16 protein-coding genes are annotated in these 19,791 nt (G+C 60.6%); all 16 read right to left on the bottom strand.

Going from position 1 to position 19,791, the window contains the following annotated elements:
- On the bottom strand, positions 1–1,313 hold a 1,313-nt coding region (tssI, locus tag ACP7BN_RS08860), incomplete at its 3' end, for a type VI secretion system tip protein TssI/VgrG (RefSeq protein ID WP_426203312.1).
- A 28-nt stretch (positions 1,314–1,341) separates the two neighbouring features.
- Positions 1,342–2,355: a serine/threonine-protein kinase gene (locus tag ACP7BN_RS08865; RefSeq protein ID WP_426203313.1), complete on the bottom strand. Its 1,014-nt coding sequence runs from the start codon at positions 2,353–2,355 to the stop codon at positions 1,342–1,344.
- Positions 2,352–3,080: a PP2C family protein-serine/threonine phosphatase gene (locus ACP7BN_RS08870; RefSeq protein ID WP_420649286.1), complete on the bottom strand. Its 729-nt coding sequence runs from the start codon at positions 3,078–3,080 to the stop codon at positions 2,352–2,354. Before ACP7BN_RS08870 ends, ACP7BN_RS08865 begins: the two co-directional genes overlap by 4 nt.
- Positions 3,080–6,619, bottom strand: a complete 3,540-nt coding sequence (gene tssM / locus ACP7BN_RS08875) for a type VI secretion system membrane subunit TssM (protein WP_426203315.1) — start codon at positions 6,617–6,619, stop codon at positions 3,080–3,082. Before tssM ends, ACP7BN_RS08870 begins: the two co-directional genes overlap by 1 nt.
- Before the next feature lie 13 nt (positions 6,620–6,632).
- A complete protein-coding gene (gene icmH / locus ACP7BN_RS08880) occupies positions 6,633–7,508 on the bottom strand; it encodes a type IVB secretion system protein IcmH/DotU (RefSeq protein ID WP_426203316.1) in 876 nt (291 codons plus the stop codon).
- A 5-nt stretch (positions 7,509–7,513) separates the two neighbouring features.
- Complete coding sequence (gene tssK / locus ACP7BN_RS08885; protein WP_420649288.1) at positions 7,514–8,845, bottom strand: type VI secretion system baseplate subunit TssK; 1,332 nt, start codon at positions 8,843–8,845, stop codon at positions 7,514–7,516.
- A gap of 2 nt (positions 8,846–8,847) precedes the next feature.
- A complete protein-coding gene (tssJ, locus tag ACP7BN_RS08890; RefSeq protein ID WP_420649289.1) occupies positions 8,848–9,348 on the bottom strand; it encodes a type VI secretion system lipoprotein TssJ in 501 nt (166 codons plus the stop codon).
- A 5-nt stretch (positions 9,349–9,353) separates the two neighbouring features.
- Entirely contained in the window at positions 9,354–10,550 is a 1,197-nt protein-coding gene (gene tagH / locus ACP7BN_RS08895; protein ID WP_426203319.1) for a type VI secretion system-associated FHA domain protein TagH, read from the bottom strand.
- An 18-nt stretch (positions 10,551–10,568) separates the two neighbouring features.
- Positions 10,569–10,709 (bottom strand): hypothetical protein, encoded by a 141-nt coding sequence (locus tag ACP7BN_RS08900; RefSeq protein WP_003229566.1) that lies wholly within the window; start codon positions 10,707–10,709, stop codon positions 10,569–10,571.
- Positions 10,710–10,988: 279 nt separating this feature from the next.
- Positions 10,989–12,509, bottom strand: a complete 1,521-nt coding sequence (locus ACP7BN_RS08905; RefSeq protein WP_426203320.1) for a sigma-54 interaction domain-containing protein — start codon at positions 12,507–12,509, stop codon at positions 10,989–10,991.
- A 10-nt stretch (positions 12,510–12,519) separates the two neighbouring features.
- Positions 12,520–15,177 (bottom strand): type VI secretion system ATPase TssH, encoded by a 2,658-nt coding sequence (tssH, locus tag ACP7BN_RS08910; RefSeq protein ID WP_426203321.1) that lies wholly within the window; start codon positions 15,175–15,177, stop codon positions 12,520–12,522.
- Positions 15,178–15,188: 11 nt separating this feature from the next.
- A complete protein-coding gene (gene tssG, locus ACP7BN_RS08915; RefSeq protein ID WP_420649293.1) occupies positions 15,189–16,196 on the bottom strand; it encodes a type VI secretion system baseplate subunit TssG in 1,008 nt (335 codons plus the stop codon).
- Positions 16,160–17,947: a type VI secretion system baseplate subunit TssF gene (gene tssF / locus ACP7BN_RS08920; RefSeq protein ID WP_426203322.1), complete on the bottom strand. Its 1,788-nt coding sequence runs from the start codon at positions 17,945–17,947 to the stop codon at positions 16,160–16,162. The genes tssG and tssF overlap by 37 nt, the downstream gene beginning before the upstream one ends.
- Positions 17,948–18,052: 105 nt before the next feature.
- A complete protein-coding gene (locus tag ACP7BN_RS08925; RefSeq protein WP_426203324.1) occupies positions 18,053–18,430 on the bottom strand; it encodes a hypothetical protein in 378 nt (125 codons plus the stop codon).
- A complete protein-coding gene (locus ACP7BN_RS08930; protein WP_426203326.1) occupies positions 18,427–19,278 on the bottom strand; it encodes a hypothetical protein in 852 nt (283 codons plus the stop codon). The genes ACP7BN_RS08925 and ACP7BN_RS08930 overlap by 4 nt, the downstream gene beginning before the upstream one ends.
- A gap of 5 nt (positions 19,279–19,283) precedes the next feature.
- Positions 19,284–19,787, bottom strand: a complete 504-nt coding sequence (locus ACP7BN_RS08935) for a PAAR domain-containing protein (protein ID WP_426203327.1) — start codon at positions 19,785–19,787, stop codon at positions 19,284–19,286.
- Positions 19,788–19,791: the final 4 nt, after the last annotated feature.

A 19,791-nucleotide genomic window follows, 5' to 3' on the forward strand; every position in this document is an offset into this window, starting at 1 on the left:
GGGATGCTGATGGCGCCGTAGCGGTCGCCGGCCCAGGAGCTGGAGACGCGTAGCCAGCAGCTGGTTTTGTCGTCGGCCAGGCCTTCGCGGTCCCAGTGGAACTGGACTTTGATGCGGCCATATTGGTCGCAGTGGATTTCTTCGCCTTTGGGGCCGGTGACGTGGGCGGTCTGGCTGCCGAGTACGCGCGGTTTGGTGTGTTCCAGCGCCGGGCGGTAGAACACGTCCCACGGGGTGGCGAGGAAGGTGTTGCGGTAGCCCTGGTGGAAGTCATCTTTGTTGTCAGTGGTGTCGCTGGTCACCGATTCTTCGAGGACTTGCGGCTGTTTGCCTTCGTGGAAGATTTCCGTGAGCAGCCACAGGTCGTTCCACTCGCTGCGCGGATGGTCGGACAGTTCCATGAAGTGGCCGCTGACCAGTTTGGTCTGGTCGCCGCGACCTTCGGCCTGGCGGTAGTCGGCGCGGTGACGTTCGAGTGCGCGCTGGCTGAGAAATTTGCCACGCGCGCGGTCGATGAAGCGACCGGGGTAGTCGTAGTCTTCCAGATCCGGTTCGTTGCTTTCGCTGTCGGGCGCGGTTTCTGGTTTGTAGGCCGCTTCCATTTGCAGGCGCGGTTTTTCGAAGTCGTAGTCGCGGCGGGTGATGCGGCCGGTGCGCGTTTCCAGGCGCAGTTTGAAGCTTTTGATCACCGGTTCGTCGGCGACCATGCCACTGCCTTGCACATACGCGGTCGGCTGGCCGAGTTTCTGAAACACGGTCTGGTCATCGCCGAACACCAGCAGATGACCTTTGTCGCTGTGCTGGAAGTGGTAGTGAATGCCCTCTTCTTCGCACAGGCGCTGGACGAAGTGCAGGTCGGTTTCGTCGTACTGCACGCAGTAGTCGCGATCCGGGCACGGCTGGCTCAATTGAAAGCTGTAGGCGTTGCCCTTGATCCCGTGTTCGTCGAGGATCAGCGCGATGATTTTCGGCGCCGACATCTGCTGATAGATGCGCTGGTTGGTGCGGTGATGCAGGTATTGCAGTTGCGGCACCAGCGAGACTTTGTAGCGGGTCAGGCGCTTGCCGGCATCGCCTTGAGCGACGCGATAGATCTGGCCGTGGATGCCCGAGCCTTGTGGATCGAGGGCAAGGAACGCCTGCTTGTGCAGGAGTTTTTCCAGGTCCAGATCGGGGTTTTCGCTGACCAGTTCGAGGTCGAAGCGATACGGCTGGCTGATGCCCTCGGTGCCGGTAAACGACAGGACTTGCAGGTCGCCCACGTAGTCTTCGACCTTAAGGCTGAAGTGCGTTTCGTTAGCGGGGTTGAACATAAAGTGCTCCCTGTTCGAATGTCATCCGTTACGCCCGCAGTCGCAGACGTTGCAGCCAGGACGAAGTGGCGCCCATGGCGTCACGCAATTGGTCGGCAGTGATGGTGCGTTCTGCCGGATCAAAAGCCAGCGCAGTACGCAGCGCTGGCCAACAGTGTTTCGGTAGATTCTGCGGTGCTTGCAGCTCGCGCTCCAGATGCTCATCGCGGGCCTGGGTCGAGGGCAAGCGGCGAAACGGGTGTTTGCCGCCCGCCAGCTCAAAGATCACGCAAGCCACGCCGTACACGTCTGCGCTGGCCGACAACGGTTGGCCCTCAAGCAGTTCGGGGGCGGCGTAGCCCGGTGTCCAGGCGTTGAAGCGCTCGCGACTCAGGTGCGGCAGGCCGGGCAGGATGCCCTCCTCGGCTTGCCCGAGACCGAAGTCGAACAGGCGCACGCCGTCTTCGCTGAGCATGACGTTGCTCGGTTTCATGTCGCCGTGCAGCACGCCGCGACGGTGGGCGTAGGCCAGCGCGTCGAGCAGCGGCAGCACGATGTCGCGCAGTTCTTTCCACGGCAGGCCGAGGGGCCGCTCGCAGAGCAATTTGTCCAGGGTCAGGCCACGCATGAGTTCCATGGTGATGAATGCCCGCTGGCAATCGGTGTCCACTTCGAACGTGTGCGGTCGCAGCACGTTGTCGTGGCGCAGGCGTCGGGTCAGGGCGAACTCGCTGTAGAGCAAGGCACTGGCGTCCGGCGACTCGGCAAATTCTTCGCTGAGAATTTTCAGCGCAATGTAAGGATCGGGATCGCCGAATTGTTCGTGCAGCAGATCCCGTGCCCGGTAAACGGCCCCCATGCCACCGGCCCCGAGCAGACGCTCGAGGTGGTAGCGGCCTGCCAAGACATCTGGCAGTTCGCCGACGCTGGCCCGAGTGGGCGCCAGCGCGGGTTCGGCGTTGTGCTGCTTTTTGTTGATAGGCGCGAAGGCGAAGTAGGTCAGGTTGTTGGCCTGCTCTTCACTCATCATCAAGTCATCGACTGAGGATTCGATTTCAGTCATTGGCGGATCACCACGGCGGTCAGGTTGTCGCGCGCGGCGCCACGCAGGGCGCCGTCGAACAGACGTTCCAGCGCCACATGCGGCGCAGTCAGGCTCAGGGCGTTGCCGAGGGCGTCGCTGCTCAGGCCTTGATACAGACCATCGCTGCACAGCAAGAACACATCGCCCGGATACACCTCGAGTTCCAGCACATCCAGGGTCAGTTGTTCCGCCGCGCCGACTGCCCGGGTCAATGCCTGGGCCGCCGGGTGCGCAGCAGCCTGTTCGACGCTCATTTGTTGCTCGTCGATCAGTTGCTGTTGCAGCGAATGGTCCTTGGACAGCTGATACAGACGCTGGCCGCGCCACATATAGCAGCGGCTGTCGCCGGCCCAGATACAGGCCGCGCGATTGCCGTCCACCAGCAACGCCACGACGGTGCTGCCCATGATGCTGTCGTGACGCCCGGCAGTGACCGTCAACTCCTGCCCCAAACGCCGGTTCAACCAGTGCAGGCACTGGCGGATGGCTTTGAGGCGTTCGTCGAAATCCTCGTGCTGCGGCAACTCGGCCAGGCTGGCGACGATCAACTGGCTGGCGATGTCGCCACCCTGATGACCGCCCATGCCGTCCGCGACCACCCACAGCCCATGCTGCGGGGTGTCGAGGAAGGCATCTTCGTTGCGCGCCCGTACCTTGCCCGGGTCGGTGCGCGCCGCGCTGCGCCAAGGGCTGGCCACCAGCATCAGAGCTGCACCGGCATACGGAAGGTGCGCAGCACGCCCAGATCGAACGGGTTCGGCGAGCGTTGGCTGGTCAGCAGGTAGTTGGCGCGCAGGCCACCGACATCGGCTTTCAGCACCAGCACGTCGCGACCGCTCAGGTACTCGGTCTGCATCAGGTCGAACAGACGGAACAGCGACCACGGGCCGGAGTTCTTCTCGATGCCGATCGGGCGCCCGGCCATTTTGTCCATCACCAGACTGGTGCGACCGTCTTCAGCATCGGTCGGCCATTTGAAGGTCATCGGCAGAATCGGACCGTGGCGGTATTCCATGGTCTTGTCGCCGAACTTGAACTCGGAACGGCTGACCGCCGGATCGAGGGTGTATGGCTCCAGTTTGAACTGCACGGTCGGCTCGGCCGGGTTGATCGAGAAGAAGCTCTGACGAATGGTCTGCGCCGCGGCCATCTGGTCGAGGTACAGCTTGGACACCGGCAGGCTGTGACCGTCGACGCTGCGCATCCGGTAGTTGCCCGGATCACCGCTGACGAACGGACGCATGTAGCTGTCGAAGAAGCGGTCGACGATGCCTTGAGCCTTGAAGAACTCGCGGAAATCGCTGATCGCCACATCGCTGGTGCTCGACGCGCTGAACGGATAACGCTTGCTGATGGTTTTGCCATACACGCTGTACAGCTCGTTCTGATAACGGCCATTCAGGTATTGGTAAGCATCGTTGAGCACCAGACGCCAGGAGTCTTCGGCCAGCACGTTGAACCACACGCTCAGCGGACGCGGCAGACGACCGGACGCATTACGCAGGTTGGTCAGCGCATCACGCTGGCCGCTCATGCGGGTCTTGGCCAGTTCGAACGCAGCTTGCTCCGGCGAGCTGGACCGCGCGAGGCTGGCCAGTTGCAGTTGCAGGTCGTTGAGCGCGCTCAGCGCCGGCGTCAGGTCAGCCGCCGGGCCGTTGTTCTCATCGAGCAGACGATGCAGCGGTTCGAAGCGACGTTGCAGGGATTTCTTGGCGGTGTCCGGCAGGTTTTTCGCCACGTTCAGGGCCGAAGCCTTGTCCGCGACGGCCGACGCCAGTTTGCCCACTTTACCCAGTTTGCCCTTCTGACCCGCCAATGCATCAGCGGCATCACCGGCTTCATCAACCGGATCTGCAGTCGCCTCGAAGCGGGTGTTTTCACGCACTTCAGTCAGCAGCGCGAGTACCGGCGAGTTGGCCGAAGTCAGGCCCGCCAGTTGCTCGGCGCCCTCACCCGCATCGTTGATCGGCGGCAATGCCACCTGGCCAACGGCCTCGCTCCAGAAGTTGGCGTAATCGCGGAAGTACAGTTGCTCAAGCTCGACCATCAGGCGACGCAAGTCCATGTCGCTGATGCCCGCGCCTTCGCCCAGCACCCAGTTGTCACGCAGGATGTCGGTAACCAGCGCCGAACCCTGTACCGAGAAATACTGCTGATACCCCTGCTGGGTGTAGAAGCCCGGAATCACGTAATCGGTGCCGACAAACAGCGATCCCTGCGGGCCGAGGTGTTGGCTGAAACGGTATTCCGGCAGGTTGCGCGCCTGCTCGCGGAGCATGCGGTAAACCACGGTCGCCAGCGATTCGGCACGCAGAACCTGACGCGCCTGAGCCACCAGTTGATCGTTGAGCGGGTAGATAAACGGCTGCTGCAGCAAACGCTCGAGATGCGTGTTCAAACCGTTCTGCACCGCGGTGTTGCCGGTGTAGCGCTGCGACCAGTCAGTGGCGATCCAGTCCTTGAGCCAGGCGGCGTCGCGACGATCCTTCATGTTCAGCATCAGGTACGCGCGCAGGCTGTTGATCAGCCGATCACGATCCTTCATGTTGGCGCGGATCTGCCCTTCGAGCTGAGTGGCAACCCGTGGCAGCAGTTGCTGTTCGAGCTCGTGCTCGTAAGCCACTTTGACCACTGGATTGACGTCTTCACCCTGATACAGACCGCCACGCTCGTGATACGAAACGTCGCCCTTTTTCGGGAATACCTGAGTCGCGGCGTAGCTGGTATCGAGGGTTTTCAGCACGCCCATTGCGTCATCACGCGGGGTGAGTGCCGAACGCTGCTGACCCCAGTTCTGTGCGAGGTTGCGCAGGTTTTCCAGACGCTCGTAGTTGGCCGAGAAACCACCCGCCCAGAGCATGCCGAACAGTGCCAGCGCCGCCAGTGCGCCGACGTACAACGCACGCTGGCCCCAATGGATGCGGCTGCGCTCGCGTTTGTCCAGACCGGCCAGATCGGCTTCCGGGAAAATCACTCGGCTGAGCAAGTGATGGATGAAGCGCGAACGACCGCTGCGCAACGTCGGCAGCACGCCGGCGTTCATGCCCAGATTCGCGCCGATGCCGGCGGTGGTCGCGTCCATTTCCTGGGTCAGGTGCGGTGCGCTGGTCAGGTAGAAACCGCGCAGCTGCGTGGCGCGCTGGTAGCGGTTGCCGGTGAACGCCATGTCGACGAACAGGCACAGACGCTCACCGATCTGCCCCAGTTGATGCGGGAAGTCGAGGATGCGGCCCCGGCGCTGAGTATCGCGCTCGGAGTGCATGCGCATGATCACCTGGCTGTTGAGGCGACGCAGCAGCTCTTCGAACTCGCCGCGCAGCACAGCCACGTCGGTGCCAACCTGATCCTTGCGGAAACTGGTACCCAGCACCTGATCGCTTTCTTCGCGGGTCAGTTGATCGAAGAACTCGTCGAAGCCCAGCAGCTTGTCAGCCTTGCTCAGCACCAGATACACCGGCACATCGACGTGCAGTTTCTGATGCACGTCTTGCAGACGCGCACGCACCTGGCGCGCCAGGGTGTCGATGTCTTGCTCACTGCCGCCGAGCAGGGCTTCCACCGGAATGGTCACCAACACGCCGTTCAACGGACGGCCGCGACGACGCTTGCGCAACAGCTCGAGCAAGGTGCTCCAGGCGCTGCCGTCAACTTCGGCATCCGGCTGGGTCAGGTAGCGCCCGGCGGTGTCGATCAGCACACCGTGGTCGGCGAAGTACCAGTCGCAATGACGGGTGCCGAGGGTGTCGCGGGTCAGCTTGCGATCGATCTTGTTGATCGGGAATTCCAGACCGGAGAAGTCCAGCAGACTGGTTTTGCCACTGGTCTGCGGACCGATCAGCAAGTACCACGGCAAGTCACTGCGCCAGCGCTCGCTGCGCCCGCGATACAGGCTTGAGGTCTTGAGGGTTTTCAGGGCGTCCTTGAAACGCGCCTTCAACTCTTTCTGCTCTTCGTCGATCATCTCTTCGCGACGAATGCGGTCCTGGCCATCTTCGGTTGCTTCGACGGCTTTCTTGCGCACACCGGCGCGCCAGCTGACGAAGACCATGGTCAGGCCCCAGATCAGGAACAGCACGCTGATGGTCAGAAGACGCGAGGTCGCACCTTCCCAGAACTTGTAGTCATTCACCGCCAACAGCGGGCCGACAAACCACACTAGCAGCGCTACGAACAGCACCAGCAGCAAGGTCCAGACCCAGGTCTGGCGCAGGAAGGCGCCGACTTTCTTGAAAAACTTTTTCATCACACGTCCCTGTTTACGGCTGCGACTGCGGCTGAACCGCGGCCGGATCAAGCGGCTGATATGGTTGCAGAACGGTTTCGCGCTGCTCGCCCAAGACCCAGGCGAAGCCCGAATACATCACCACCAGGCAGACGAGGGTGAACAGCACCACCATCCACGCCGGCACGATGCGCACCAGACTGCGGCGCTGATCGTTCAGGCCTTCCCAGTGCGGCGACAACTCGCGCGGCACGTCGCCACGCAACTGACGGATCTGCCGGTAGAGAGCATCACGGATGCCTTCGAGTTCGAGCATGCCGCGTGCCTGCACCCGATACTTGCCCTCGAAACCGAGGGACAGGCACAGGTACATCAGCTCGAGCATCGGCAGGTGCTTGACCGGATTTTTCGACAAGCGATCCAGCAGCTGGAAGAACTTCTCGCCACCGAAGGTTTCGTTGTGGAAGCTGCTGAGCAGGCTCATCTGCGACCACTCGCTTTCGTTGCCCCACGGCGTGGTCACGACAGCTTCGTCGACCACGGTGCACAGCACGTAGCGCGCGGCCATCACCTGGCTGCTTTCGGCGCCATTGTGCAGCGCGCGCACCTCAAACAGCTTGAGCCCGGCGGTTAGGCGCTCGTTGAGCGCATACAGGTCTTCGCGGGTTTCGCTGTGCTTGAGCCGCACCACTTCCGAGAGCAGTTCGGACGACGCGGCCACCAGCGAATTGAGGCTGATGTTGAACGCTTCGGCCGGGCGCAGGCGCGCGGCGTAGATCATGCGTTCTTCCAGTTGCTCGAATCGCGGCGGCGCGGCGAAGTCGGTCAGCGGACTCGACGCCGGGCCGTGGCCCTGACGGTCGAGCAGGACGGTTTTGTCGTCCTGGTTGTGTTCCATGTCCTTGATCATGTCGGTCAGTTCCTGATGGCCCAGAATTTCAGTTCAAGCTCGGCAAATTCGCCCGACACGTGGAACGCGAAGCCGCCGGAGCGCTCGAGTTGTGCCAGGTCTTCGGAACTGAGTTCGAGGATGAAATAGGTTTTGTTCGAGTGGAACGCGATCTGCCGCGGGGCCACCGGCAACGGTTTGACCTTGATCCCCGGCAAGTGCAGGTTGACCAGTTGGCGGATGCGCTCCACCGGGCCGACCTTGAGGTGCGCCGGCAAGCGGTGACGCAGTTCTTCGGAGTCGCAGTTGGCACTGGCTGCCAGCACGAACGACGCCGAGCCGAGCAGTTTGTGGTCGTGCAACGGTGAGACGATGATGCCGTACTGACGCGCTTGCAGGACCAGTTCGATGGCGTGCTGTTCGAGCACCATCGACAGCACCTGACGGATCGACTCCATCAGTTTGCGGAAGCTTGCGCCCTGATCGGCGTGGGAATAGCGGCTGTCCAGACGCGGGCGTTTGCTGTCGCTGGAGAAGGTCGCCAGATCGCCGAGCATGGTCAGCAGCGTGCGATACAACTCTTCCGGATGCACCTGCTCCAGCCCCAGATAATGGCGCAGCAGCAGTTCGGTGCGGTTGATCAGCTGCAGCATCATGAAGTCGCCGACTTCAGCACCGCCGACCTTGCCGTTCGAACGAATGCGCTCGGCAATCGTGTCACCACGGTGACCAAGCATGCTGATCACTTCTTTCAGGCACGACAGCAGATAGCTGGAGGCGTGGGCCTGAATGTAGGTCGGCACGAAATCCGGATCGAGGCTGATCACGCCGTCGGGCGTGGTGTCGAGCACGTCGCAGATCTTCAGCTTCACGTAAGCCTGATCGCTCTGCTGCTCGCCGAGCAACAGTTTGAAGTCCGGGCGGCCGCAGCTGACCTGGCTGGCGGAATCATCACCGGCGTTGGAGTCGGCCACTTCCGCGTCGTACGCGGTGTAACGCGCGAGCACGTCGGATTGCTCCGGACGGCGCGACTCGATGTGGTTGCCGGTGACCAATGGCAGCGCCAGATAGATCGGCGTGTTACCGGTGTTCGGCGGCACGTCGAGCGCCAGCGGTTCGGTGTTGCCACCGAGTTCGAACAGGCTGCCGTCCGGCAGAATCCCCGAGGCGCCACTGATCACCAGTTTGCCCATGTTGAGGAACTGCAGGTCGATCTCCAGATTAAGAAAACCCCAGGTGTAGCCACCCAGCAACTTGGTGCGGGTTTTCATCTGGTGATCGTAATAGCGATCGTTGTGCTGGAAGTGCTGCGGACGCAGCAGCATGCCTTCCTGCCAAATGACTTTATGGGTATTCATGATCAGTCATCCGCCTTGGCGAGCACTTCATGGGTGTTGCGAATGCCGGCCTGATCCAGCGTCACATCCGCATCGGTGGCTTCCAGCGGAGTGATCTGGATCGTGTAGCGCCACTTGGTTTCCGGCAGGTCGCGGTAGGCGGCGAGGATGCCGACGTAACGGCTGCCCTCCTCCACGCTGAGCTTCATCTCTACGGTTTCGCCCGGGCGCAGTTCGATTTCTTCACTGGCCACCAGATCCGGGTTCAAGGATTCCTTGGCGCGTTCGTAGAGGCTGAAGAAATCAGCGTTCTCGAAGGTCACCGGGTGCTTGAGTTCGAACAGGCGCACGACGATTGGCGAAGGGCGGCCGTTGAGATCCGGGTTGAGCTGATCGCTACCGGTCAGCTTCAGATTGAGCTTGGTCACTTTCGAGTACGGCGACAGCGACGAGCAGCCGGCGAGCAGCACCAGCACGGTGAGCGCAGTCAGCGTCTTGATAAAAGCGGTCGAGCGGCGAGACATGCGCATCATCCTTGGTGGTCGGTGTGGAGGGTGGAGATCAGGCGGATCTGTTCTTCGTAGGCCTGAGCGAAGTCGCGGGCCAACAGGCGTTCGCTCCAGTCATCGTCCTGACGCAGTGCCTGGTGATAACGGCCGTAAGCTCTCCAGCGGCTGCCGGACGTCGCGAGTAAAGGCTTGTTGTCGCGCTCGAAACGCAGGGTCAGTTGTTGCGGCGAGAAGTGCTCCAGCGTGCCACGAACTGCCGCGCGGCTGGCGGTCAGCAGTGCTACCTGATGCGCCTGCAAATCGCGGAACGCACGGGATATCGCTTGCTCGGCCGGCAAGTGACCCGGCTTGCTTGGCTGCAACAGAATGTCCAGCGCTTCGCTCGGATCGACGGCGAATTTCAGCGGATTCTTGTTGGTGCCTTGCACGGTGGTCTGCGCCAGACGCAGCTCGTTTTTCAGCTCGGAACGGGTGCGCAGGCTCTGTTGCAAACCGCCGATGCTTTGGCGCAGCAGACGTGCAGCGTTCAGCGCCATGGCTTCGCGTTCGTCGTGGCTGAGGTTCTTCAGATTCACTCCCAGCGCTGCGCCGAAATGCTCCCAGAAACCTTCGGCCTGACGCTCGACGGCTTTCGGCGCCGGCGCGGGTGCAGGTTCGGCGGGCGCGTCGATCAGCTCCGGCACCATCAGGCTTTCCATGTCGATGCGCGCGTAGTCGGCACGCTGACGGGAGTCTTCGGGTTTGGCCGTCGGCGCCAGCAGCTCGTCGATTTCCGAGTACACGCGCTCCTGCTGATCCATGGCATTCAACGGATCGAGATCCAGAAACGCGTCGTCCGGAATGATGCTGCCGGCGGCACGTGGGCGCCCGGCTTCACCGTCGAAGGTCGCCGGGTCACGCACCAGCCGCGCACGAATCTCGAAGTCGCCGAGCACGTAAGTGCTGCCGTGCTCGATCCGCACCGGTTCGCCCTTGTGCAGGCGCGCGCCACTGCCGCCGTCCTGAATCCCGTTGCTGCTGGCATCGGTCAGGAAGAACGTACCTTCGCGATAGCTGACAATCGCGTGGTGGTTGGACAGATGCCGCTTGCGATCCGGGATGATCCAGTCGCAGTCCTCGCCCCGCCCGATTACGCCGCCGGCCTGTTTGAAGGTCTTCTGGCACAACTCGGTGGGCACGAACTGCTTGGTGTTCAGCATTTCGAAAACCAATTCCATGTTTGATGCTCCTTGCGGTCACTTGCCGCGATTGACCGCCTGCGGATCACCCAACGGGCGATAATCGTTGTCGTTGAATTTGTAATTGCCGCTACAGCCGCCGAGGCCGCATAGAACGACAAGGGTCAGCAGGACGGCGTGCCAGTGACGAACAGACATCAGAGGGTCTCCAGGGCTAGACAAAGCACAAAGCGCCGACCCTTGCGGGCGGCGCTGAAATAAGTATTTGAAGGAGGCGCGAAGGCTCTACATCGAGCCATTGCGCCAAACCAATGTGGCGAGGGAGCTTGCTCCCGCTGGGCTGCGAAGCGGCCCCAAGACCTGCGATCCGATCGGTGCAGGAAACCCGAGTTACCCCGATTGCGACTGCTGCGCAGCCGAGCGGGAGCAAGCTCCCTCGCCACAGGGGAATTGCTCACCTTCAGATAGGTTTTCAGATCAACCATCGAAGTCACCCAGGTTGATGTTCAAGCGGCCGAGGCGGTACAGCAGGGTGCGCCGGGGCAGGCCCAGTTCGCGGGCGGCGAGGGTCTGGTTGCCGTCGTTCTTGCGCAGGCAATCGAGCAGCAAACTGCGTTCGACCTGCTCCATGCGTTCGCGCAGATTGAGGCTGCTGTTGTCCTCGAACATCGGTTCCATGTGCAGCGAGAAATGCTCGGCGAGCAACTCGCCGCCTTCGCACAACAACACCGCGCGTTCGACCAGACCTTTGAGTTCGCGCACGTTGCCGGGGAAGGTGTAACTGGACAGATGCTCCAGCGCCTCTTCGGACCAACGCACCGGGTCACGCTGCAAAAACGCGCAAGCCTTGTCGGCGAAGTGCCGCGCCAGATCGAGAATGTCGCCTTCGCGCTGACGCAGCGCCGGCAGTACGATCGGGAATTGCGCGAGACGGTAGTACAAGTCCTCGCGGAATTTTCCCTCGCTGACCAGCACCGACAGATCACGGTGAGTGGCGGCGATGATGCGCACGTCGATCTTGTGCGTGTCGTTGGAACCCAGCGGACGGATCTCGCCTTCCTGCAACACGCGGAGCAATTTGGCTTGCAGCGACAACGGCATATCGCCGATTTCATCCAGCAACAAAGTGCCGCCGTTAGCTGCATCAAACAGCCCGGCACGATCACGGTCGGCGCCGGTGAAGGCACCTTTGCGATAGCCGAACAGTTCACTTTCCAGCAGGTTTTCCGGGAACGCCGCGCAGTTCTGCACGATGAATGCCTGCGAGCGACGCGGGCCGCAATCGTGAATCGCCCGCGCCACGACTTCCTTGCCGGTGCCGGTTTCGCCACGCAACAGCACGGTGTACGGGCTGTGCAGGACTTTGCTGATCAGCGAATAGGTCTGGCGCATCGCCGGACTTTTGCCGATCAATCCATAACCGCTGGCGCTCGGCACGCTGTGCGAGGCTGGCCGCGAATCGCCCGTTGGCTGACGCAGGCGTTGCAGCAAATGCAGTTGGCCGAGCACGAAAGAACCCAGTTGCCCAAGGGAATCGGCAAAACCTTGCAGGTCGATGTCACGATGACTGGCGCACAGCAGCAAGCCTTCGACCGACTTCTGCTGATTGACCAGCGGCACACACAGCAGCGACTGCCACGGCAAAACCGCCGCCGGCAGGAAACTGGTTTCGTGCACGCTGCCGCTCAACTCGCTGAGGCAGACCACGCGGTTCTGGCACAGAGCAAACTGCAGCAATTGCTCACCGTTGTAGTCTGCCGGCAGGCTCGCCGATCCGCGCGGTTGTAGCTGGCCACCGAGACACTCGGCATTCATCCCCAGGCAAGTGTGCGTGGCGTCGAGCAGATACAGCTGCGTCAATTCGCAACCGCTGAGCTCGGCCAGACCGCGCACGAATTCACCCAGCAACGCAGCACCGTCCGCCGCCCGCGACAGGCTGGCGAACTGCGCCAGCAAGGCTTCGGCGTAGGCCAGTGGCTGCGGCACTCGAGTGAACATCACACCCACCTCAGGCGAACTCGCACATCACGCTGGCGTCGCCGTCGAGCGTGGCGTGCACGCGCTTGAGGCTTTCACCGGTGGCCATGGCATCGAGCAAGCGGTCGGCTACCAACGGCAGCACATGCTGATCGAGCAAATGGTCGATCAGACGCGCGCCACTGTCGCTCTGCGTGCAGCGCTCGGACAGGTGATCGACGAGGTTCTGGCACCAGGTGAATTCCAGCTGACGACGGTTCAGTCGCTCGCCGAGACGGCCGAGTTTGATCTCGATCAGCTCGCGCAATACCGGGCCGCCGACCGGGTAGTACGGCACCACTTTCATCCGCGCCAGCAGCGCCGGTTTGAAGTGTTTGCTGAGTACCGGGCGGATGGTTTCTTCGAGCACTTCGGCGGTCGGCCGCGCGCCGTTTTCGCAGAGGTCGCTGATGCGGTCGCTGCCGAGGTTGGAGGTCATCAGGATCAGCGTGTTGCGGAAGTCGATCTCGCGCCCTTCGCCGTCGTTGGCCACGCCTTTGTCGAAGATCTGGTAGAACAGGTTGAGCACGTCCGGATCAGCCTTTTCGACTTCGTCGAGCAGCACCACCGAGTACGGTTTCTGCCGCACGGCTTCGGTGAGCATGCCGCCCTCGCCGTAACCGACGTAGCCCGGTGGTGCGCCGATCAGGCGCGAAACGGTGTGCTTCTCCTGGAATTCGGACATGTTGATGGTGGTGATGAAACGATCACCGCCGTACAGCAAGTCAGCCAGTGCCAGCGCGGTTTCGGTCTTGCCGACGCCGCTCGGGCCGACCAGCAGGAACACGCCAACCGGCGCGTCAGGCTTGTTCAGGCCAGCAGCCGTGGCGCGCATCGAGCGATCCAGTGCGTGTACCGCTTGCTCCTGACCACGAATGCGCGTGCGCAGATCGGTGGCGAAACTCGCGACCTTGGCGTTGTGCTCGCGGGCCAATTGCGCCAATGGCACGCCGGTCCAGGCGCTGATCACTTCGGCCACCAGTCGCGGGCAGACTTCAAAGCTGACCAGACGTTCTTTGACTTGAGCGGCAGTCAGGGCGCTGTGGGTTTCGTTGAGTTGAGCTTCCAGCGCTGCCACGCTTTGGGTTTCGTCGACTTCGGCAGCGTGGGTTTCAATCACGGTGCCTTCGGCGTCTTCTTCAACGGTGACAGTCGGCTCGATAGTGGCGGCTTCACGCGCCTTGGCCAGTTGCTGACGCAGATCCAGCAAGCGCTCGGCCAGGGCCTTTTGCTCGGTCCACAGGGCTTCCAGTGCGACCATTTCGTCTTCGGCTTCTTCCAGCCGCGCTTCCAGTGCATCCAGCGCTTCGTGGTCGATCAGCAGACCGGCTTCCGCATCGCGACGCAGCGCCTGACGCTGACGGCCGCCTTCAGCCAGTTCGCCACGCAGACGCTCCAGGCTTTCCGGGGCGGCGGCGAGGCTGATGCGCACTCGGGCGCACGCGGTGTCGAGCACGTCGACGGCTTTGTCCGGCAGTTGCCGACCGGCCAGATAACGCGCGGACAGTTCAGCAGCCGCAACCACCGCGTCATCACGCAGGTAGATGCCGTGGCTCTTCTCGTAGACCTGAGCCAGACCACGCAGAATGGTCACTGCTTCGCTGACGGTCGGTTCATGCAGTTGCACCGGCTGGAAGCGACGGGCCAGCGCCGGGTCTTTCTCGAAGTATTTCTTGTACTCGGCCCAGGTGGTGGCGGCGATGGTGCGCAGCTCGCCACGCGCCAGTGCCGGTTTGAGCAGGTTGGCCGCGTCGGAACCGCCGGCATTGCCGCCCGCGCCGATCAGCGTATGCGCTTCGTCGATGAACAGGATGATCGGCTTCGGCGAGGCTTTGACCTCGTCGATCACGCCTTTCAAACGCCGTTCGAACTCACCTTTGACGCTGGCGCCGGCCTGCAACAGACCCATGTCCAACGACAACAGCTCAACGCCCTTGAGCACTTGTGGCACTTCACCGGCAGCGATGCGCGAAGCCAGGCCTTCGACGATGGCGGTCTTACCGACACCGGCTTCACCGACCACGATCGGGTTGTTTTTGCGGCGACGCGCAAGGATGTCGACCATCTGGCGGATCGCGCCATCGCGGCACAGCACCGGGTCGAGTTTGCCGTCGCGCGCCTGTTGGGTCAGGTTGTGGGTGAAGCGTTCGAGCAGCGATTCGCCCTGCGCTGCCGGCTTGCCGTTGCCAGCCGATTGCGGCTGTTGCGACAAGGCAAATTCCTTCAGGCGATCAATGTTCAGCTTGGCCAGCAGCGGCTGGTAACGGCTGCCCGCGTAACGCATAGGGTTGCGCAGCAGCGCGAGGATCAGCGCGGCGTCTTCGACCTGGGTCTGTCCCAGTTCGAGGTTGGCTACCAGCAGCGCGTCTTGCAGCCACTGCACCAGTTCCGGGGCGAACACCGGGTTGCGCGAAGCGCTGTGTTCAACCCGCGATTGCAGGGCGGCGCTGAGTTCACCGGCGTCGACGTCGGCATCTTGCAGCGCGCGCGTGAGCAGGCCGTTCGGACGGTCGAGCAAGCCCAGCAGCATGTCTTCAACCAGAATCTTGCTGCCGCCACGGGCGACGCAACGCTCGGCCGAACGCTCAAGATCACGACGGGTTTCGGCGTCCAGCGCCTGGATGAGTTGTTGCAGGTCTACGTTGATCATGGCTCACGTCCTTAATGAATTTTGCTGCCCAGGGTCACCACGCCGTCCGCTTTTTCGCGGCCCAGCCAACTGGTCCAGCCGAGGCGACAGGCGTTCTGCTCACCGATGCGCAGTTCGCGGATTTCTTCCTGGCGCAGCACCAGGCGAATGTCGTAATCGAGCGGGTCACGCAAGGTGAACCGCACCAGCGCGCACAGCGGCTGGTAACCAAAACCGATCGGCAGGAATTCGTGAAAACGCTGCCAGTCGAGTTGGGTGATGTGAATGCGGAATTTGCCGCTGCGGTCGCGTACTTGCTCGCCGAGCACCAGGTCTTCGCCAAGCACGCTGTTATCGCGGCCCAAACGATTGCGCTGCTCTTCGAGAATGTCGACGCGGCGCTCGATGCACTGCTCGATGACCAGGTCTTCGTGCTTGAAGTAGTAACGCAACACGGCTTCGATCAACGCCGCCGAGTGCGCGCGCAAGCTGAGCAAACCGAGGTACGGCAGCAGGCGTTTCCAGTTGAGTTCCTTGGCCTTGCGAATCTCTTCGCCGCCCAGACCGATCAACGCAAACAGCTGCGACGAGAACGGGTCGATTGCACCGCTCTGGAAGCTGGCGCGATAGCGATACTTGCGCCAGATCGGCAGCATCAAACGTTGCAGGCGATGGTGGAACAGGTCGAGGAAGTTGCGCGTCGGGTTGCCGTCTTCGCTGTCGCCCAACGCCTGTTCGCCGTAGAACGCCGGCAGCGGCGAACCGGAACCGACCAGACCGATCAGGTTGAAACGCACGCGCGCGCGCAACTGCCCGTGCTCTTCGAAAAACTCCACGCGATCGACGTCGCTGCGCGGAAATCCGAGGCTCGGGTTGGCCTGGAACTCGACCTGATCGTACAAATCGTCTTCGCTCAGGTGCGGGTGTGCATCGCGCAGCCGATCGATGACCAGCAGCACGGCCTGAAACAGCGAGTACTCGCGTATTACCCGGGTCAGCCCGCTTAAAGCAGGGGCTGCAGGCCCATACGTGGTGTCCATTGGTACACCTCTCCCTGTGTGCTTTTTACCCGCAGCTCGTGAAACGAATTGAGACTGGCGTAAAGCGCGAAAAACTCGTTAAGAACCGAAGCGAAAACGAACAGGTCGCCTTCGCCGATATACCCTTCCGGGTCGATGGTCAGTTCGGTGCGCAAACCGCGCACCGGCAAGCCACGGTGCAGCCGATCGACGTGATGATGTTTGATGTGTTTGAGCCCGCCGAGCAGGCGTTTGCTGACCTTCTCCGCGTGCTGGTCGTAATAGCGCGGCAGGTCGTAGGTTTCGAGAATCACCTTCAACGCATTGACGTCGGCCAGCGACAGATAGTTAAGCGACATGTTGCTGATCAGCTTCCACAGGAAGTCGCGATTCAGCGGCGGCGCAAAACTTGAAGTGGCTGGCGTGATGTTGCGGAAACTCAAGAACTCCGGGGTGTCTTCGCAGGCCATGCAGATGTCGCCGAGCTTGAGCTTGCGCGGCAGGTTCTGGTTGGTGCAGGTCAGCTCGATCGACAGGGTTTCGTGGGCTTCGGTGTGGCGGATGCCGAAGCTCAAGTAGGTGTCGAGGCCGTCGTGCAGCAGGGACGAACGCTGGCGGATGCTGTAATGCGGGCGGCTGTTGGGCACGTCGAAACTCGGGTCGTGCTCGAATGACTCGAACGGCACGTAATCCTGATAGCCGAGACCACCGGGCTTCCAGCCGGTCACGGTTTCCACCGAAAACACGCCGCAGTTTTCCAGATCGTATTCGGCTGGCAGCAGCAGGTATTCATCCTGTTTGCCATCGAGGCGAATCGGCAGCGCGTCGTGCTCGAACAGGTTGACGATCGGCGTGCAGAACAGCTTCACGTTATCCAGCGTCGGACGCATGCGCATGATGCCGCTCTTGCGAATGTCGAAGCGTATTTCCAGGCCGCGCATCTGCTTGAGGGTGTCTTCCGGCAGCGCCTTGAGGATGTCCAGACCGTGGACATCGACGAACAGGAACTTGTCCTGGAAGGCGAAATATTCTTGCAGGTAGCGATAGCCACGGAAGGTGTTCAGCGGATACGGGATCAACGCTTCTTCTTCGGCAAAGCCCACCGGTTTGACCTTGTCACCGGAGATCTTGAACGCCATCGGCTTGCCACCGACACCATCGATTGGCTTGCCGGCGCCGTCGAGCGGGATAAGCTCGATGCCTTCGAGGTTGCGCAGCAGGCTCAGGTAAAGCATCTGGCTGATGTAGCGCTCACCGGCAAAGTGCAGGCGCAGTCTGCTCAGTTCCAACTCGCCGAGGTGGCCGTCGGCAGTCATGTCCAGCCGCAGGCTCAGCAGCGAGCCATCGCCCTTCACCGAATACACCAGCCCGGCCAGTTCCAGCGGCAGGACTTCGGTCGGGTAGCAGGTGCGGAAACGGCAACGCACGTCTTCAATCGGCACGCTTTCAATCGGCGTATCACGCTCGACCCGCAGCGCCGGCCCGGAACGCTTGAGCGGATCGAACTGCAAAATGCTGAACGCCGGCAGCGGACGCATGTAGTTCGGCCAGAGCAATTGCATCAGCGAATGGCTGAGCTCCGGCAACTCGTCATCGAGCTTCTGACGCAGACGCCCAGTGAGAAACGCAAAGCCTTCGAGCAAGCGCTCCACATCCGGATCCCGCCCGGCCTGGCCCAGAAACGGTGCCAACGCCGGACTACGCTCGGCGAAACGGCGACCGAGTTGGCGCAGCGCGGTGAGTTCGCTTTGGTAGTAGTGGTTAAAGGACACGGGTTACCTGCCTGGTAGTGGAACTCATTAAAAAACAGCAGAACGGCTCATGCGGGCTAAGAAATCCCCGCGGGCAACATCGGCGATGACGCCCTACGGTCATGTTTAAACTGTTCTTTTCGAAAAAAAATGGCGATCAATTAACTGACCAGCGAATATCGCCGAAACAGTCAAAATGCCGCCCAGTAATGTGTACGCCATCGCACGAACGGGATAGTGCGGCAAAAAATAAAACAAAATAAGCGCCAGCATAAATGCGACAAAAACAAGCTTTAACTTAAGACTGGAAATAAAAAAAGTTATTGCGTTCATCAATACAAAATACTGAACCATCAGATCCGGTGTCATTCCAATACCGACGCCTCTAGATGTCAGCCCACCATACATATCTATATATAAATCGACGCCGTAATTATGCAAAGGGATGTAAATGACACACACTATCAAATGTGGCACAAGACCAATCCAGCGACGAATATTCATTTATTCCATGTCCCATATTGATCCATATCGGCTTGCGAAATAGAATTTACCAACTTCGCATTAGACACAGGCACGTAAGGTGCGTCAGCAAGTTCAATTGTATGAGGAATACCTTTATCATATACCGTGTCTTTTTTTACCACCAACTTACAGTTTTCCTTCGCCCACAATATCCCTCGCAATATGATGAAGTTGTCGTAAACGTCTTTCGGCCCTCTCTCTGCGCCAGTATAAGCTTTGCCGTCGCCCCACTCCACGCCCGTTTCGCCAGCCATCTTTATTGCGAGATCTACCTGCTTTGTTTCTCGCAGATATTTTCTATAGGTATTAACCGCAAAAGGCACTTGGCCGATTCCGTCAGTCCAATAGGGTTTATCCTCCATGAACACCATCAGGAATTCGTCACCACCAGCGCTCTGGAATTTCCAGTCGCCTGGCAGTCCGGAGTGAAAGGTAAAAGAAAAACGATCAACTACGGCAAAGTCAATCAGCTCCTGCCAAGTGACATGTTTATATGCGGTATTTGATTCTGTTCCAGCCTGCATTGTCTCAGGATTAAGCCAGATAAGTTCTCTGTAATACCTAGCCAACGGTTCAAACCACTGACCTTTTTCTGCGTATAGCTTTTCTGCGGTGATAATTCTGAATGCAGAGTCATCCTTGCCTGGTTTCAAAGCGAAGAGAGGAACTCCACTTTTCCTGGTAATAATCCACACAGAAGGGAGATCAACTTTCTTTGGCTTCGTATCTTTGCTTTCAGTTGTTTCAGCAAGGACTTTAAGCGTAGTCACTTCATCCTGCGTCACAAACGTGTAAGCGACACCATCAATATTAATTATGGTCTCCATGTTTATTAGTCCGCCGAAATATATATAGTGACAGGCTCTGCCGTTTTTCCAGTTGAAAAACCACCTGACATACCTGTAGACGTTGAGCCTATTTTTTCAATCCCGCTCTCGGAGCGCACGGTGTAGTTTAAATTTGTAACCGTCCTTCCATCTGCGGTTTTGAATTCAAAGACACGATTGAATATTCCAGGAATGATAACCGGCTCCGGCGGCACAAACGGCGCCGGCGAATGGGAATTGCCGATAATCACCGTCCCGGAACCGGCAGTGACTTTGTTGCCATGGGCGCCTACCGAACCTACTGTCGCAGCCGGTTTGCCGTTGATCAAAACGGTAGTGGCAAGATCGCCGACCATCGCACCACCACACGCGGAGGCATCGCCTTCACGGGCGGCCGCGAGGCCGTCGAAGAACACGTCGCCGGAACCGGCGGCGATCGGGTTTGTGCCGTGGCCGGGGAGCGGGCAAGCAGTGGGGTCGGATACGCGTGCTGCGGGTTTGCCAGACATCGGG

This window comes from Pseudomonas sp. TWP3-1 (genome assembly GCF_049896625.1).
Lineage (GTDB): Bacteria > Pseudomonadota > Gammaproteobacteria > Pseudomonadales > Pseudomonadaceae > Aquipseudomonas.

Bases quoted from the DNA above. Each gene is read 5' to 3' on its own strand.
- ACP7BN_RS08865 (WP_426203313.1), bottom strand. From the start codon at position 2,355: ATGACTGAAATCGAATCCTCAGTCGATGACTTGATGATGAGTGAAGAG.
- ACP7BN_RS08870 (WP_420649286.1), bottom strand. From the start codon at position 3,080: ATGCTGGTGGCCAGCCCTTGGCGCAGCGCGGCGCGCACCGACCCGGGC.
- tssM (WP_426203315.1), bottom strand. From the start codon at position 6,619: ATGAAAAAGTTTTTCAAGAAAGTCGGCGCCTTCCTGCGCCAGACCTGG.
- icmH (WP_426203316.1), bottom strand. From the start codon at position 7,508: ATGATCAAGGACATGGAACACAACCAGGACGACAAAACCGTCCTGCTC.
- tssK (WP_420649288.1), bottom strand. From the start codon at position 8,845: ATGAATACCCATAAAGTCATTTGGCAGGAAGGCATGCTGCTGCGTCCG.
- tssJ (WP_420649289.1), bottom strand. From the start codon at position 9,348: ATGTCTCGCCGCTCGACCGCTTTTATCAAGACGCTGACTGCGCTCACC.
- tagH (WP_426203319.1), bottom strand. From the start codon at position 10,550: ATGGAATTGGTTTTCGAAATGCTGAACACCAAGCAGTTCGTGCCCACC.
- ACP7BN_RS08900 (WP_003229566.1), bottom strand. From the start codon at position 10,709: ATGTCTGTTCGTCACTGGCACGCCGTCCTGCTGACCCTTGTCGTTCTA.
- ACP7BN_RS08905 (WP_426203320.1), bottom strand. From the start codon at position 12,509: ATGTTCACTCGAGTGCCGCAGCCACTGGCCTACGCCGAAGCCTTGCTG.
- tssH (WP_426203321.1), bottom strand. From the start codon at position 15,177: ATGATCAACGTAGACCTGCAACAACTCATCCAGGCGCTGGACGCCGAA.
- tssG (WP_420649293.1), bottom strand. From the start codon at position 16,196: ATGGACACCACGTATGGGCCTGCAGCCCCTGCTTTAAGCGGGCTGACC.
- ACP7BN_RS08925 (WP_426203324.1), bottom strand. From the start codon at position 18,430: ATGAATATTCGTCGCTGGATTGGTCTTGTGCCACATTTGATAGTGTGT.
- ACP7BN_RS08930 (WP_426203326.1), bottom strand. From the start codon at position 19,278: ATGGAGACCATAATTAATATTGATGGTGTCGCTTACACGTTTGTGACG.
- ACP7BN_RS08935 (WP_426203327.1), bottom strand. From the start codon at position 19,787: ATGTCTGGCAAACCCGCAGCACGCGTATCCGACCCCACTGCTTGCCCG.